Origin of the sequence: Desulfurivibrio alkaliphilus AHT 2 (genome assembly GCF_000092205.1) — a bacterium.
Taxonomy (GTDB): Bacteria; Desulfobacterota; Desulfobulbia; order Desulfobulbales; family Desulfurivibrionaceae; genus Desulfurivibrio; species Desulfurivibrio alkaliphilus.
In genome coordinates this window covers 665,319-680,239 of sequence record NC_014216.1, presented here as the reverse complement: position 1 = coordinate 680,239, position 14,921 = coordinate 665,319, and the positions used below count along the sequence as shown (strand labels likewise).

The 14,921-nt window shown below is 60.5% G+C and carries 13 protein-coding genes; 3 read left to right on the top strand and 10 right to left on the bottom strand.

Translation table 11 applies throughout. The features are described 5' to 3' along the window. The first annotated feature begins 17 nt into the window (after window positions 1-17). Window positions 18-830: an AmmeMemoRadiSam system protein B gene (gene amrB / locus DAAHT2_RS02935; protein ID WP_013162811.1), complete on the top strand. Its 813-nt coding sequence runs from the start codon at window positions 18-20 to the stop codon at window positions 828-830. Between the two features lie 63 nt (window positions 831-893). Here amrB and DAAHT2_RS02930 read toward each other — a convergent pair whose 3' ends face one another. The 8 genes from DAAHT2_RS02930 to mqnE all read right to left on the bottom strand — a co-directional run bounded on the left by DAAHT2_RS02930 (window position 894) and on the right by mqnE (window position 9,669). Next, a complete protein-coding gene (locus DAAHT2_RS02930) occupies window positions 894-2,981 on the bottom strand; it encodes a tetratricopeptide repeat protein (protein WP_013162810.1) in 2,088 nt (695 codons plus the stop codon). A gap of 4 nt (window positions 2,982-2,985) precedes the next feature. Further along, window positions 2,986-3,852: a UbiA-like polyprenyltransferase gene (locus tag DAAHT2_RS02925; protein ID WP_013162809.1), complete on the bottom strand. Its 867-nt coding sequence runs from the start codon at window positions 3,850-3,852 to the stop codon at window positions 2,986-2,988. A gap of 208 nt (window positions 3,853-4,060) precedes the next feature. Continuing rightward, entirely contained in the window at window positions 4,061-4,618 is a 558-nt protein-coding gene (locus tag DAAHT2_RS02920; RefSeq protein ID WP_013162808.1) for a UbiX family flavin prenyltransferase, read from the bottom strand. After that, entirely contained in the window at window positions 4,618-5,331 is a 714-nt protein-coding gene (locus DAAHT2_RS02915; protein WP_013162807.1) for a class I SAM-dependent methyltransferase, read from the bottom strand. The genes DAAHT2_RS02920 and DAAHT2_RS02915 overlap by 1 nt, the downstream gene beginning before the upstream one ends. Beyond that, window positions 5,324-6,172 carry a menaquinone biosynthetic enzyme MqnA/MqnD family protein gene (locus tag DAAHT2_RS02910; RefSeq protein WP_013162806.1) on the bottom strand — a complete coding sequence of 283 codons (849 nt, stop codon included), beginning with the start codon at window positions 6,170-6,172 and terminating at the stop codon, window positions 5,324-5,326. The genes DAAHT2_RS02915 and DAAHT2_RS02910 overlap by 8 nt, the downstream gene beginning before the upstream one ends. A 5-nt stretch (window positions 6,173-6,177) precedes the next feature. Further along, a complete protein-coding gene (locus tag DAAHT2_RS02905; protein ID WP_013162805.1) occupies window positions 6,178-7,398 on the bottom strand; it encodes an amidohydrolase family protein in 1,221 nt (406 codons plus the stop codon). A gap of 15 nt (window positions 7,399-7,413) precedes the next feature. Next, window positions 7,414-8,505 (bottom strand): cyclic dehypoxanthinyl futalosine synthase, encoded by a 1,092-nt coding sequence (gene mqnC / locus DAAHT2_RS02900; RefSeq protein WP_013162804.1) that lies wholly within the window; start codon window positions 8,503-8,505, stop codon window positions 7,414-7,416. Window positions 8,506-8,547: 42 nt separating this feature from the next. Next, on the bottom strand, window positions 8,548-9,669 hold the full coding sequence (gene mqnE / locus DAAHT2_RS02895) for an aminofutalosine synthase MqnE (protein ID WP_013162803.1): 1,122 nt from the start codon (window positions 9,667-9,669) through the stop codon (window positions 8,548-8,550). Window positions 9,670-10,311: 642 nt separating this feature from the next. Between mqnE and kamA the strand changes: the two genes are divergently transcribed. Together kamA and ablB are read left to right on the top strand one after the other, a co-directional pair. Beyond that, window positions 10,312-11,643 carry a lysine 2,3-aminomutase gene (kamA, locus tag DAAHT2_RS02890; protein WP_013162802.1) on the top strand — a complete coding sequence of 444 codons (1,332 nt, stop codon included), beginning with the start codon at window positions 10,312-10,314 and terminating at the stop codon, window positions 11,641-11,643. After that, complete coding sequence (ablB, locus tag DAAHT2_RS02885) at window positions 11,633-12,520, top strand: putative beta-lysine N-acetyltransferase (protein WP_013162801.1); 888 nt, start codon at window positions 11,633-11,635, stop codon at window positions 12,518-12,520. The genes kamA and ablB overlap by 11 nt, the downstream gene beginning before the upstream one ends. Here ablB and DAAHT2_RS02880 read toward each other — a convergent pair. Both DAAHT2_RS02880 and DAAHT2_RS02875 read right to left on the bottom strand, forming a co-directional pair. Beyond that, the gene (locus tag DAAHT2_RS02880; protein WP_013162800.1) at window positions 12,517-14,133 is read right to left on the bottom strand and encodes a protein phosphatase CheZ; all 1,617 of its coding nucleotides are present in this window, start codon (window positions 14,131-14,133) and stop codon (window positions 12,517-12,519) included. The two genes, ablB and DAAHT2_RS02880, sit on opposite strands and share 4 nt — an antisense overlap. 195 nt (window positions 14,134-14,328) lie before the next feature. Further along, the gene (locus DAAHT2_RS02875) at window positions 14,329-14,892 is read right to left on the bottom strand and encodes an isochorismatase family protein (RefSeq protein WP_013162799.1); all 564 of its coding nucleotides are present in this window, start codon (window positions 14,890-14,892) and stop codon (window positions 14,329-14,331) included. Window positions 14,893-14,921: the final 29 nt, after the last annotated feature.

Here is a 14,921-nt window from a genome sequence, read left to right as displayed (position 1 = left end):
GAGACAGGAGGAGCAGGATGATTAGAACGCCAGCGGTGGCGCATCAATTTTATCCCGGCGAAGCTGAGGTGCTGCGGGAACTGCTGACCCGGCTGATCGGCCGGCGAGCGGCCGATCAGCCGGGTCAGCCCGCCAGGGCGGTGGTGATGCCCCATGCCGGTTATGTTTTTTCCGGCCGGGTGGCCGGGGAGACGGTGGCCCAAGTGGAAGTTCCGGAAGATGTTATTGTGCTGGGGCCAAACCACCACGGGCTGGGCGCCCCGGCGGCGCTGATGAGCTCGGGAAGCTGGGCGATGCCCATGGGGGAAGTGCAGATCAATGCTGAACTGGCGGGGCTTATCCGCCGCCACGGCCCGGAGATTGTGGACGACGAGCAGGCCCACCGGGCGGAACACTCCCTGGAGGTGCTGTTGCCCTTTCTCCAGTTTTGCCAGCCCGGGCTGCGCATTGTGCCCCTCTGCCTGGCCCGGCTCTCGCCGGCCGATTGCCGGCTGGTCGGCCAGGCCCTGGCTGCCGCCATAGAGGATTTTTCCCGACCGGTACTGCTGGCGGCCAGCACCGACATGAGCCATTACGAAAGCCGGTCCGCCGCCACCGCCAAGGATCACCTGGCCATCGAGCGGGTGCTGGCCCTGGACCCGGAAGGACTGTACCGCACCGTGGCCGAACAGCAGATCAGCATGTGCGGTGTCATTCCCACGGTCATCACCCTGATGGCGGCGTTGCAACTGGGAGCCACGGAGGCCGAACTGGTTCGCTACAGCGATTCCGGCGAGGCCAGCGGCGATACCGCCCAGGTGGTAGGCTACGCCGGTTTTGTAATTCGCTGAACGATTACGGCCCGTTAGACCGGTAAGTTAGTACCCCTGGTGAACGGTTACCGCTGATCTGCTTCAGGGGGCCACCCGACGCACCGTCTGGGTAAAGGCGATGACCGGCGCCACCAGCCCGTTGGCCAGCAGGATCAGCCTCGTCTGGGTGGCGGAATCTTTGAGCATGGCCACCAGATCGGGCCCGATCTGGTTGGCCAGACCGATGGTGAGCAACGGGTAAGCCAGCAGCAGCAACACCGTCACCGCCACTTCCGCCACCACCAGCCGGCCGGCGAAGATCCGCAGGCTGTCCAGCAGCAGCCGCAGGCGGTTCATTCGTTTAATCAGTCCCGGCATATTTTCAAGTTCGCGGCGGGCCGTCTGTAGCTTGCTCCGCCCTTTGTGCAGGCTGCCGGCGGCCAACCCGCGAGCCTCCACCAGCATCTTGCGGGTCTCCTGCATTTGCTGCTCCACCCGCCGCCACAGCGATTTATAGGCATATTCCTGCCAGTACTGCTGGAACTGGTCCCATTCCAGCACGGCGGCATCGATCTCTTCGTTCAGGGTATCCAGCTTGCTCTCCTGCAATCGCGGGGCCGCCCGGCGTAACGTGCCGGCCTTTTCGGCAACATCCAGCAGGTCGTAATAAGAGCCCTTATCCCGTTGCTGCTGCAGGGTCGCCAGGGTGGCCAGATTACGGTCAAAATCCTCGTCGCTGCCGTCCACCCACTTCTTGAGCTTTTCATACTCGGCCACCGCCCCGGTGAGGGCCTCTTCCGCCCGGCTTCGGATGGTGTGCAAGTGGTTATTGAGCACATCTTCCAACAAGCCTTCAATGGGCAGCAACACCGGGTCCATCAGCACATTCATGAAATATAAGCGGCTGGACTCAATAAGGTTGCCGATCGCCCCGAGGATCTGAGCGCCCTGCCCACTCTGCACCGCCGTATGAATACGCCGGTGAACGATTTCATAACAGTCGGCGTAAAGGTTGGCCATCCCCTGCAAGGCCTGTTCCGCCTTCCAGGGATTGCCGGCCAGGTCGTAGTAGCGGGCCAGCAGCAGGGCGATATGGATCTTTTCCTTTTCCACCCCGGCCACACTGGAGGCGATTTCCAGGAAATGGCCGGCCTCGTCAAACCGGCCCCGTTCCAGGGCCACAAAGGCCAAGCCCACGTTGGCCCCGTACTGCTTGCCGCCCATGGATTGATTTTCCACCAGCAGCATATCCCTGGCTCGATCGTACTGCCCCACCCGGAGGCAATCCAGGCCGATTTCCAGGTTACGGCTGTCCTGTTTGGTGCGCACTTTAAGATTGAGGCCGGTCCAGACCGAATGCACCGAAAAAACCACCCGCTGCAGATAACGCGGCTGGTAAACCGCCAGCAGATCAAAAAAGGAGATAAAGGCCTGCAGGGGAGGATTTTTTCTGATCTGCTCCGGCTCTACTCCCGGTCCCAGCAGGGCTTCCATCTGTTTGCGGTTGCTGAAAGCCGTCTGGAAATTACGGAGCAACTCCGGCAAAGGTTGGTAGCCGATATCATGCAGAGACATATTGGCCATGCTGAGTTGCTTGGCCGGGCACTGGGAAGGGGGATGGGTCCGCAGGTTGCAATAAAAACAGGGCCGGCCGGAACCGGCTTCAGCCAGCACCGAACGGTAAGGAAAAATCCGCTTGCGGCGCAAGGCGCCGGGTTGGGTAAAAACAAGCTGGGAAAAACGTCCTTGGGGGCGCAGTTCGTGCCGCGGCACCTCAAGCCGCCCCTCCATCATTTTTTCCCATTGGCCGGCCAGGGTGGGTGAAAGATGGAAGGTGTGATGGGCCAACTCCTCCCATACGGTGGAGCCGGAGTAGCGGAACGGCGGTGGGCTTTCGTTCTTGGTTTCCAGATGCAGCACGAACTGCAGGGGCAACTTGGTCTTTTTGGCGGTGGCGGGATATTTTTTACGCAGTTTGTCCAACTGCTCAAAGATGGTGGCCAGGGCGGTGAGGGGATGGTCAAAGTTGAACAGCATCAATTCCGAGAGCGAATCCCGGGCCTCCAGGCCGCCGGTGGCCAAGCCACGACGCAGATCCGCCAGCAGTGCCTCCCACTCATCACCCATCAGGTTGGTGCCGTCGAAGGAAACCGGGTGCACGGCAAGTAAAATCGGATACCCCTTAACCATGATGCTACCCGCCTACGACCAGGGCCAGCCAGGTGGCCGCAAACATTACCAGACTGATCAGGCCGTTGGCGGTGAAGAAGGAAAGTTTAATTTTCGATAAATCCCCGGGGCTTACGGCCCGGTGCTGATAAATCAAAGCCGCGGCCGCCACCGCCAGCCCCAGGCCGAAAATAATATGCAGGTTCATGAGCAGGCCGGTGGCGACAAAGCAGACAAAGGCCAGAATATGTGCCAGGCCCGCCAGGCGGAAGGCCCGGCGGGAACCAAAACAGGCCGGCAGGGAGTAGAGCCCCGCCTCTCGATCGAATTTGGCATCAAGACAGGCGTAGACGGTGTCAAAACCGGCCACCCACAGCGCCACCCCCAGGGAAAGCAGCCAGGGGTAAGACTCCAGGCTACCGGCCACCGCCACCCAGCCGCCCAGCGGCGACAAGGCCAGGGCCAGCCCTAAAACCACGTGACAAAACCAGGTGAAACGCTTGGTCAACGAATAGATAAAGGCCAGCCCCAGGGCCAGGGGAGAAATCAGCAGGGCCAGGGGGTTGAGCATGTAACAGGCAAAAAAGAACAGGGCGGCGGCCAGCAGCACCAGCAGCCAGGCCTCCCAGAGCTTAACCGCCCCGGCGGGGATGGCCCGATCGGCGGTGCGGGGGTTGGCGGCATCGAAACGGCGATCGACAATACGGTTAAACCCCATGGCGGCGGTGCGGGCGGTCACCATGGCGAAAATCAACCAAAACAGGACCGTTGGCTCGGGCAGACCGCGGGCCGCCAGCAGGGCCCCCATCAGGGCAAAAGGCAGCGCGAACACACTGTGCTCGAACTTGATCATCTCCAGCATGATCCTGATTTTATCCCAGACTGCCTTCATTTTTGTCCTTTTAACAACGGTCATAAGCCGTAACCCAAGGCAACGTCAAAGCTATTTGTTTTTGCGCCGGGGCCAACAAATGCCGATATAAAACAGGCTGTAAACGTTCAGCCCTGCCGCAGGTTCGGGTAAGCAGCCAGGCGCAGCGTACACCCTGTACGTAAGCCTGGCTGATCGCCCGAAGATGCGGTGCGGCTGAACGTTTACATCAGCCCTGCCAGCGGGGCAGGTCGGGCACCACCAGGCCAAGCTGTTCCGCCACCCGGCCGGCAAAGGCCCGGGCCAGCTGGGCAAGATTCTGCGGCCCATGGTAAAAGCCCGGCATGGCCGGGCAGATGATCGCGCCGGCATCGTGGACCTTGAGCATGTTGTGCATATGGGTCCGGTTCAAGGGGGTTTCCCGCACCGCCAGCACCAATGGCCGCCGCTCTTTAAGGGTAACATCGGCGGCCCGGTGAATCAGGTTGTGACTCAAACCGCCGGCCACCGCCGCCAGGGTGCCCATACTGCAGGGCAACACCGCCATCCCGGAAAACACGGCACTGCCGCTGGCAAAGGGAGCGGTGAAGTCCTTGATATCATAACGGCGGACGGCCAACGGGGCAAGCTGCTCCGCCGTCTGCCCGGTTTCCAGTTGCAGCACCTGTTCCCCGGCCTCGGACAGCACCAGATGCACCTCCACCTCCAGTTCGGCCAGCAGGCTCAGAAACTCCAGGGCATAGAGAGAGCCGCTGGCTCCGGTGATGGCCAGAATAATCCTCTTCATTACTTGACCCCGATATAGACGGTGACGATACCGAAGGTCAGGGGGCGATGACTCACCCGGGCAAAGCCCGCCGCCTGCATCATCCCGGCCAGTTCCTCGGGTTCGTAGAAAGCGGCGATGGAGGAGGCCAGGTACTGGTAGGCATCCCGATCACCGGAAACCAGCCCGGCCACCCGGGGCAGAATATGGTTGAGATAAAAGTTATAGAATGGTTTGAACAACCGGTTGCGGGGCCGGGAGAACTCGAGAATCAGCAGCTTGCCGCCGGGTTTCAGCACCCGCTGCATCTCCCGCAGGCCCTGGTCGGTCCGGGCCAGATTACGCACCCCGAAGGCCACCGTAACCCCCCAGACACTGGAATCCTGCAAGGGAATCTGTTCCCCGTCGCCGCAAACCGGCAAAATACGAGGCAGGCGGCGATCACCCCGCCGGTCCGCCCGGCCGACGGCCAGCATTTCTTCGCAGAAATCCACCGCCATCACCGTTCGTTCCGGCGCCTGCCGTGCCAACTCCAGCGACAGCGGCAGGGTGCCGGCACAGAGATCCAGCACCGAACCGGCGGGAAACTCCCGCAACTCGCGGGCCACCACCCAGCGCCAGTAACGGTCGATCTGGAAACTGAGCACCGAGTTGAGCAGATCGTAACGCCGGCTGATGGCGGCAAATTTGCTCTTTACAAAACGCTTTTTGTCGTCGGGATTCTGATTATTCATAATAAATAATTTTTAAAGGCAGGGCCGTTGCCGGCACCTCGCCCCGCTCGATAAGCAGTTGAAAAAAAAGGCTCAGGCCGGCCTGCTGAGCCGGACTGAAATCATATTGCATGCCGGCCAGGTAGCGGTGGCATTCTTCTTCCGTCATGGGAATACGAGGGGCGGCCCGGCGGCAAATCGCCGGCAGATCGTTAAGCCCCTCCCGCAGGCAACGCTTTAACTCACCATGAATGGCCCGCACCACCTCCGGCCGGTCCCGGTAAAACTCTTCCCGCACCGCCCAGAGGGCGAAAACAAAAGGCAGGCCGGTCTGACCGTACCAGATGTCGGCCAGATCATAACGGTGGGGGTAATTACCGGAAGCGGCCAGAAACAGAGCCTCATCACCGATGGAGAGCACCGCCTCCCCTGCCCCTTCCTCGTCGCTCACCACATCCGCTATTTCATAACGGGGTTGCAGCCGGTAAAAATCCTCCAGGATAATTTTCACCAGGCTCACCGAAGTCTGGGAACGGGAGCTGAGCAGCACCAGGGCCCGATCCAGTTCTTCCAGGGGGCGGCGGGCAAAAAGGAAAACACTGCCCACCGCGCCGGTGGCGGCAATGGACAGATCGGCCAGAACCCGGTAACTCTCCGGGTGCAGGGCATATTCCTGGGAGGAAACCATGGCCAGGTCCAACTCACCCCGGTAAAGCAGGTGGTTGAGTACCGTCGGCGGCGCCTCTCGCAGTAACCAAGTGGGTTCCTTGACGGTCCGCCGCCAGGTTTCATAAATGGGCGCGGTGTTGAGAAAGCTCACCATCCCCACCCGGGCCTCTATTTGCTTTGCGTAACCGACCATGGCAGCTATTCAATCCATTCCAGGCGGATATCCTCGCCTGCTGTGGTTAAATACTCCAGCACCTTCTCCGGCCCGCTCGCCGCATCCGGGCAAACCACCGCCGGCAGTGCCGATGCCACCCCGGGCGCGATCACCCCGGTTTCACTTTCCCGGCCCAGCAAGCGGGCGCCGGCCATGGTTGCCATGGCCAGTACCGTGGCCGGCTCCACTTCAGGATGATCTTCCCGCAGCACCTTCATCTCGTGCCACAGGGAAAAGCCGTGGTTGCTGGCCTGGCTGTCGGTGCCCAGGGCCGGCATAATCCCCGCCTCCAGGTAGGCCGGCAACGGGGCCCGGCCCACGCCCAGGTAGCGGTTGGACCCCGGGCACAAACAGACCCCGGCCCGGCGGGCGGCCAGCCGGGCGATATCCTCGCGGCTTACCTGCACCCCATGGACACAGATGGTTTGCTCATCCAGCAGCCCCAACCGGTCCAGCCAGGCCACGGCGCTGCACCCCGGCGGCCGGTAGGCGGCCAGATCCAGCCCCCGCTCCTGCAAAAAATCGCGCAACGGCCCGCCGCCGTGGGCCAGAAACTCCTCTTCGGCGACGGATTCGGCCACATGCACGGGCAAGCGGCAAGAGGCGGCGGCGGCCCTTTTTTTCAAGGCCCGAAAAAGTTCCGGCCCGGTGGAATAAGGGGCGTGGCCGGTACAGCATAATTCGGCGGGCTGCTCGGCCAAACGGACCAGGGCCGCTTCCTGGGCGGCCCCGGAAAACCCCAGCAGTTCCAGATAAAAAAAGACCTCGACCTTGAATTGGCGACCGATGGCCGCACTGCCCGGTTCATTGCCGATATCCAGCACCGTCCGGCAGCCCCCGGCAAAAAGCCGGGCCAGGGCCAGCAGGGCCGCATCGGGATCGGCCGGGCGCTCCTCTCTGGCCGCCAGCAGGCGCCGGATCCAGCCGGTGATGTCCCCCGGCGCCGGCTGCCACTGCCGGCTCAGAAAGGCCAGGCCGGAGAGCTCCAGGTGGCAGTGGGCGTTGACCAGGGCCGGGATTAACACATGCCCTTCATAATCCACCTCGGTCGCCACCGGGAGTGTCTCTGCCAGCCGGCGCACCTCGGGGTACGGCCCCACCGCCCGCACCCGGCCGTCTGCCGTCAGCACCGCACCGTCGCATAAGGGCGGCGCGGCCACCGGCAAAATCAGCGGCGCCCGGTACAAACGTATGGTTTCAGCCATGTTACCCGCAGTTCATCAACAAAGGGTGTAATCCATCCGCCGGCGGCGGGGGGTAAAGCCCGCCCCCACCACCAGGCGGCGGATTTCCTCTTCCGACAGGCGAAAACTCACCCCGGCGGCGGCCACCACGTTTTCCTCGATCATGGTGCTGCCGAAATCATTGGCCCCGAACGACAGTGAAACCTGGGCGATCTTCGGACCCTGGGTAACCCAGGAGGCCTGAATATTGTCGACATTATCAAGAAAAATCCGGCTGACCGCCAGCATTTTCAGGTATTCGAAGGCGGTGGTCTTGCCAATCCCGACCAGGGCGGTGTGGTCCGGCTGGAAAGGCCAGGGAATGAAAGCGGTAAAACCGCCGGTGCGATCCTGCAGATCACGGATCCGCTGCAAATGCTCAACTCTTTCGGCCATGGTTTCAATATGACCGAACATCATGGTCGCCGTGGTGCGCATTCCCAGTTCGTGGGCCTGCTCCATGACGGCAATCCATTGATCGGCATTGCATTTGCGAGGAGCGATCTCGCGCCGTACCCGGTCGGCCAGGATTTCAGCTCCGCCGCCGGGCATGGAGTCCAGGCCGGCGGCCTGCAACCGCACCAGCACCTCCCGGGTGCCGATCCCGGCCAGGGCGGCAAAATGGTGAATCTCGGGGGGAGAAAAACCATGGACATGGATGCCGTAGCTCTTGATGAAGCTCAGCATATCCTCGTAAAACTCCAAAGGCTGATCCGGGTGCAATCCTCCCTGGAGCAGGATCTGGTTGCCGCCCAGTTGTTTGGTCTCTTCAATTTTGCGGCCCAGTTCTTCCCGGTTCAGGATCTCGCCGGCGGGATCTTCGGGGGCCTTGAAAAAGGCGCAGAACTTGCAAGCGGAGATACAGATATCGGTGTAGTTGATATTGCGATCGATGATGTAAGTAACCGCCTTCTCCGGGTGCAGCCGGCGGCGCACCGCGTCGGCCAGCAGCCCCAACTGCAGCAGATCGGCCGAGGCCAGCAGTGCCTGGGCCTCGGCCGCATCTATCCGCTCACCGGCCAGAATTTTCTCCGCCAACTGCTCGCTCACCGGAGCGCTCTCTAGTCTGTCTGCCGTTTGTTTTGCCATGGAGATAAATCGAAAAAATATAATTATTGCTACCAGTTACCGCTAGGCGCGGGGAGTAAGCTTTTCATACAAGGTATCCCGCTCCACCGGAAGCCGGCCGGCTTCCTTGATCAGCCGGATCAATTCGCTGTCGGCCATGGCCTGCTCAGCCTCGCCGCCGGCCATTTTGGTGATCAGCTCTTCCTTGATGGTACCGTCCAGGTCATCGGCCCCAAAGGACAAAGCCACCTGGGCCAGCTTGGGACCAATCATCACCCAGTAGGCCTTGATATGATCAAAGTTGTCGAGCAACAACCGGGCCACCGCGATGTTACGCAGATCCTCCACCCCGGAGGTACGGGACAACCCCGGATTGGTGGTGGACAGCTCGGTGTTGCGGGGGTGAAAAGCCAGGGGGATGAAGGTGAGAAAACCACCGGTTTCATCCTGGGTCTGCCGCAGCATCAGCAGGTGATCCACCCGCTCTTCCAGGGTTTCAATGTGCCCGTAAAGCATGGTGGCGTTGCTGCGCAGCCCCAACCCGTGGGCAGTGCGAGCCACCTCCAGCCAGCCCTCGCCGGAGAGTTTTTTCTCGCAGGTAAGCTGGCGAATCCGGGGGCTGAAAACCTCGGCCCCACCGCCGGGGATGGAATCCAGCCCGGCGGCCTGCAGCTCCTGCAGGCACTCTTTGACGCTCTGGCCGGAAAGTTCGGCCAGATGCGCGATCTCCACCCCGGTAAAGGCCTGGATATGAACCCCCGGCCGCTCTTCCTTGATGGCCCGCAGCATTTCCAGGTAGTAGGAATAAGGCAGATCGGGATGAATGCCGCCCACCACATGGATCTCACTGATGGGTTCGGCCAGCCGGGCGCGGATTTTCTCCCGGATCTGGGGAATGCTCATCTCGTAAGCCTGGTCAGACTCCCGTTCCTTGCCGAAAGCGCAGAACTTGCAAAGATTGGTGCAGATATTGGAGTAATTCAGGTGCTGGTTGTAAATAAAAAAGGCCTTATCAGCGTTTTTCCGCTCCCGCACGATATTGGCCAGATACCCCAGCAGCAGCAGATCGGGGCAGCGATAGAGCCTTAAACCATCTTCCCGGCTCAGCCGCTCTCCGCTTGCCACCTTGACGGCAATGTCGGCCAGGTCGGCCTTGGCAAACAGTTTTTCCATCATAGTCGGCATAATTGGTAACATCCATCCAGGTAACCGTTCTTTCAATCCATCATCGGCTGAACGTTTAACTTTATAATTTTATTGGTCGACCGCAGTTGCCTGCCGCCGGCCATGATTTCCCCGGCCATGACTTCCATCATCGCGTACGGGCAAACAATGAGATGTGACACTGAGATGTGACACTGCGGCAAGGTATCTAACACTTGGCTATCGGGGGCGCCCTAGAGGTAGCCCGAAACCAGGAAAATTGCAACAAATTACCGGGTACGCCTTACTGTCGGCTCCCCTCAAGCAAGTACCACCCCGGTGACTTTTTTAAACACAACAATAACGAGACAACAAACAGTTAAACCACAAACCAGCCGCCCAAATTTGCATTATCAGGCAAGATCGGTTACCCTTAGCTGAAAATTTGTCCCTATACCACCAACCGCGCACCTGCAACCAGGCGCGGCGGCACCCGTCGGCACTGTCGTGCCTGCCTGCTTTTCCCTGCCATGACCTTGGCCAGACATGTAACTGGTCACGGGTCCTACGGAGTAAGCCGGGCAGCACCTTCTAGCAGCCTATCTTTTTTCACCATCGGTTACCGTTACCACGGCAGGTTCCGCCGCATGCCAGTAAAACGCCTGCAAAAAGGAGGGTACAACCATGTACGCACCACCCAATAGCGACCATCAGCAAGCAAACGCTAAAAATGCCCGCGCCGGGATGACTTCCACCCCGGAGCAATGGGAGGACTGGCACTGGCACCTGCGCCACACCATCAAAAGTATTGATACCGTGGAGCGGTTGCTCAACACCACCTTTTCGCCGGAAAAACGCCGCGAGCTGGAAGAGACCATCGCCCGCTTCCCCATGGCCATCACCCCCCACTACTTCTCCCTGATCGACCGGGAGAACTACGAGGAAGACCCGGTTTTTCGCCAGTCGGTCCCCAGCTTGAGCGAACTGAAGATCGGCGCCAGCGAACACAGCGACCCCCTGGCCGAGGACCAGGACAGCCCGGTAACGGGCATCACCCACCGCTACCCGGACCGGGTGCTGTTTCACGTTTCCAACCTGTGCGCCATGTACTGTCGGCACTGCACCCGGAAACGGAAGGTAGGCGACGTGGACTCGGTGCCGGGCAAGAAAACACTTGCCGCCGGCCTTGATTACATTCGGCAAACCCCGGCCATTCGTGACGTGCTGCTTTCCGGCGGCGACCCTTTCCTGCTGGGGGATGACTTGATCGACTGGCTGCTCACCGAACTGCGGGCCATTGAGCATGTGGAGGTAATCCGTATCGGCACCAGAACCCCGGTGGTGCTGCCCCAGCGGATCACCCCCAGGCTGGTGGAGATCCTCAAAAAACACCACCCGTTGTGGGTCAACACCCACTTCAATCATCCCCGGGAAATCACCTCCCGCTCCCGCCGGGCCCTGGCCATGCTGGCCGATGCCGGCATCCCGCTGGGCAACCAGTCGGTACTGCTGGCCGGGGTCAACGACTGCCCGCGGGTGATCAAGCGCCTGGTTCACAAACTGGTGGCCAACCGGGTGCGGCCCTATTACCTCTACCAGTGCGACCTTTCCGAGGGTCTGGCCAGTTTCCGGACCCCGGTGGGCAAAGGAATCGAGATCATCGAGAGCCTGATCGGTCACACCAGCGGCTTTGCCGTTCCCACCTACGTCATCGACGCTCCCGGCGGCGGCGGCAAGATTCCGGTGATGCCCAATTACCTGATCTCCTGGTCCACCAACAAGGTGGTCCTGCGCAACTTTGAAGGGGTAATCACCACCTACAAAGAACCCGATTCCTACCAGCCCATCTTCTGTGATCGCAACTGTAATGACTGCCACCTGGACCTGCCGCTGGAGAACACCGAAGAACAGGAAAACACCATCGGTATTTCCGGCCTGCTGGCCGACTATGAGGAAGCCATTACCCTGGTGCCGGAAAACAACGAACGGATGGAGCGCCGGGACGATGATGAATAACCTCAACGTCACCGCCGACCGGCCGGCGGTGACGACAGCCGACCAAACCATGACCCTGGGTCGCTCCCTGGTGCAGCACGGCCGGGCCAGCGACCGGGTTTACCTGATGGCCGTGGCCGACCAGGATATGCCCGACCTGTTGACGACGTTGGATGAACTGGCAAGAGAAAACCGCTATGGCAAAATCTTTGCCAAAGTACCGGCCCGCTGGCGCCGACAATGCGTCGCCGCCGGCTACCGGGTGGAGGCTGAGGTGCCGGGTTTTTACGGGGGAGAGGAAAACGGTCTCTTTCTGGGAAAATATCTTGAAAAGGAGCGTCGCAAAACCAGCGAAGATGCCGATATCCAGGCGGTCCTGGAGCTTTGCCGCCGGGCCGCAGAAGCCCCGACCCAGCCCGGTGTTGCCGGAGAAAACGGGAGCTACCAAACCCGGCTGTGTACCCGGGCGGACACCCCCGCCATGGCCGAACTGTTCCGCCGGGTCTTCAGCTCCTACCCGTTCCCTGTCCATGATCCCGCCTTTCTGCGGCAAACCATGAACCAACAGGTGGTTTATGCCGGGGCCTGGCAGGGGGAAGAACTGGCCGCTCTGGCCTCGGCGGAATTCTCCCCGCAGGCGGCCCACGCCGAGATGACCGATTTTGCCACCGCCCCGGAACATCGCCGCCGCCAACTGGCCGGCCGCTTACTGAGCAAGCTGGAGCAGGAAATGAGCACCCGGGGCATCAGGGTGGCCTATACCATCGCCCGGGCCGTCTCTGCGGGGGTGAATCTCACCTTCGCCAAGGCCGGCTACCGCCATGCCGGCACCCTGATCAACAACACCCAGATCTGCGGGCGGATTGAAAGTATGAATATCTGGTACCGCAGGCTCTAAAAACCGAACTCTTCAAGCATTTTGTTGACCGTATCCTGATCCAGGGGACCTTCCGTTTCATGCTCGCCGGTCATGGTCTTAAGATAACGATCGACATCGTCCTGGGCCAGGCGCTTGCTTTCTTCCGGGGTGATGTCGGCGTTGCGCTCCTTGATTTTAAGCTGCGAGCCAAACGAAACCACGATGGCCAGCAGTTGCACCTGGAAGTCTGAAAGCAGCTTGATGATCTTCAGAATCTGCTGGCCGGAAAGATCCTGGAAACTTAAGGCTTCGGTGATCCTGGCCACATCTTCGTAGATACTGCTGACAACGCTGAAGGCGTTTTCGATTTTATGAAAAATATCCAACTGGTCTTCTTTGCTCATACCGCCGGCGGCGTTGCCGACACTCAAGTCATGAAGCCCTTGCCGCAGATCACCGATCATGGCCGTGGCCTCCGCCAGCACCTCCCGCACCGGGGCCACCTCCGCCCCGATGGTTTTGCCGCTGCCCGCCTCCGGCGGTGCTTCAGCGGCGGCGGCATCGGCGGCAGGGGCCGGTTCAGCCGCGCCGTCCCCTCCTCCGACTTCCTCTATTGCCGGCACCTCTAAAGGCAGGGCGCTGTCGAGAAAAATTTCGCCCTGATTGGCCTCCATTTTGACCAGAAGATTCTGGATCTTTTTTTCCAGGCAGGCAGTGGCCAGGGATTTCAGCACATCGGAAAGAGGAACGGTATAAAAATTGTCGTCATCGGGCTCCAATTCGGCAACCCGACCGCTGATGGCCTCCACGAAGGCGTCGTAATCAAAAATCTCCGCCGCCTTTTCCCGGGCGATGGAGATATGCCCCTTCACCTGTTCGTTGGTGCACAATTCATAAATGGTTTGAAAAACCGTATCCAGCTCGAATAAAAAGCGCCGGCGAGGCTCGCCGGCCGATACGGATTCAGCCGGTTCGGGAGCAGCCGGCTCTTCAGCAGCCTCGGCCGCCGCGGCTGCCGCAGATTCACCCTCCGCCGAGCCCAGCCCGGCCAGCAACTCTTCCGCCTTGGCCAGCTTTTCTTCCAGCAGATCAAGTTTTTCTGCCAGTACCCCGGCGGCCTCTTCCCCGCCGCCGCCATTTTCAGCGGCATTTATCTGCTGTTGCAAAAATGCCTTGTGATCCTTCAGTTGGGCCAGCAGATCACGCACATCGTCGGTCTGGTGCTGCACCTTTTCCACATGATCCATGATCTCCATGGTGGCCTGCTCGGTCATGGAGACGATGTCGCGCAGCTGGTTTTTGGCGTCTTCGATTTTTTCGCCGGCCTCGTCCAGATCGGCCCGTTGGATCTTGCGATCCTCCGCCGGCAGATCCTGCAGGGTGGAACTGAGGCTTTTGGCCAGATTACCGATCTCGTTGTAAACATCGGTGGAGATCTGCTTGTAATAATCATCGCCCGGGCCAACAAATTCGGGAGGAGGAGGCGGTGGACAAGAGGGGACCGGTGCCGCGACTTGCCCGCCGCCGGGGGCAGAGGCCGATTCACCGGCCGGCCCCGGCAGCACGGTGATGTTATAGACCAGGTCATCGGTGGAAATTCTGAAAAACCCGGTGCTTACCTCAAGGTTTATTTCCGCTCTGCGCTCCGCCATCTCTTCCTCCCGCCCGGTTTTCTACCCGCTCCCGGATCGCAACGTTACTGCCGACACCCCCCGGGAAAAGGGCGCCGACGGTGATTATTGGCCGCCGGCCCGCGGATGTCGCGGGCTTCTCCTCTTCCATCGGTAACCACCCGGGAAAACTCAACACTTTTTTGCAAATTTAAAAGCTTGGGGCAGGGGAAAAAGTTATTTCAGGGCCGGCAGCAGTTCCTTGAAGACCGGGGTACCGGCCTTGTGCAGCCAGTCGTAAATGATCATTTCACTGTTGGCCACCACCGCCCCTATCTCCCGCAGGCGCGCCAGGCCGGTTTCATAATTTTTGGCCGCCCGGGAGGCAACCGCGTCGGCGGGCACCCAGACCCGATAATCGTGGCGCAGGGCCCCCAGAACCGTCTGATAAACGCAGATATGGGTTTCCACCCCGCAGACAATCAGGGTATCTACGGAAGTACCCAGGGTTTTGACCGCCTCCCTGATGGCCTGGTTGTTGAAGCAGCCGAACTCAAGTTTGTCGAGGATGGTAACCCCCGCCAGCTCGGCTTTTACTTCGGGCACGAAATCGCCTATCCGGTGAGCGTACTGGGTGGTGGCCAGAATGGGAATCTCCAGCGCCCGAGCGGCCTTGATCAGCAGGGCGGCGTTGCGGGCCACTTCGTCCCGGGCGGGGATTACCTTCATCAGATTTTCCTGGATATCAACCACCAGCAGGGCACAGTTGCGGGGCTGCAGATGATAAAGTTCCGGGGCCATTTTTTCCTCCTTTTTGCTGTTGTGTTGGC

Excerpts from the sequence above, each read along its gene's own strand:
- ablB (WP_013162801.1), top strand. The coding sequence starts at position 11,633 with ATGATGAATAACCTCAACGTCACCGCCGACCGGCCGGCGGTGACGACA.
- DAAHT2_RS02910 (WP_013162806.1), bottom strand. The coding sequence starts at position 6,172 with ATGGTCGGTTACGCAAAGCAAATAGAGGCCCGGGTGGGGATGGTGAGC.
- DAAHT2_RS02920 (WP_013162808.1), bottom strand. The coding sequence starts at position 4,618 with ATGAAGAGGATTATTCTGGCCATCACCGGAGCCAGCGGCTCTCTCTAT.
- DAAHT2_RS02930 (WP_013162810.1), bottom strand. The coding sequence starts at position 2,981 with ATGGTTAAGGGGTATCCGATTTTACTTGCCGTGCACCCGGTTTCCTTC.
- mqnE (WP_013162803.1), bottom strand. The coding sequence starts at position 9,669 with ATGCCGACTATGATGGAAAAACTGTTTGCCAAGGCCGACCTGGCCGAC.
- kamA (WP_013162802.1), top strand. The coding sequence starts at position 10,312 with ATGTACGCACCACCCAATAGCGACCATCAGCAAGCAAACGCTAAAAAT.
- mqnC (WP_013162804.1), bottom strand. The coding sequence starts at position 8,505 with ATGGCAAAACAAACGGCAGACAGACTAGAGAGCGCTCCGGTGAGCGAG.
- DAAHT2_RS02925 (WP_013162809.1), bottom strand. The coding sequence starts at position 3,852 with ATGAAGGCAGTCTGGGATAAAATCAGGATCATGCTGGAGATGATCAAG.
- DAAHT2_RS02880 (WP_013162800.1), bottom strand. The coding sequence starts at position 14,133 with ATGGCGGAGCGCAGAGCGGAAATAAACCTTGAGGTAAGCACCGGGTTT.
- DAAHT2_RS02875 (WP_013162799.1), bottom strand. The coding sequence starts at position 14,892 with ATGGCCCCGGAACTTTATCATCTGCAGCCCCGCAACTGTGCCCTGCTG.
- amrB (WP_013162811.1), top strand. The coding sequence starts at position 18 with ATGATTAGAACGCCAGCGGTGGCGCATCAATTTTATCCCGGCGAAGCT.
- DAAHT2_RS02915 (WP_013162807.1), bottom strand. The coding sequence starts at position 5,331 with ATGAATAATCAGAATCCCGACGACAAAAAGCGTTTTGTAAAGAGCAAA.
- DAAHT2_RS02905 (WP_013162805.1), bottom strand. The coding sequence starts at position 7,398 with ATGGCTGAAACCATACGTTTGTACCGGGCGCCGCTGATTTTGCCGGTG.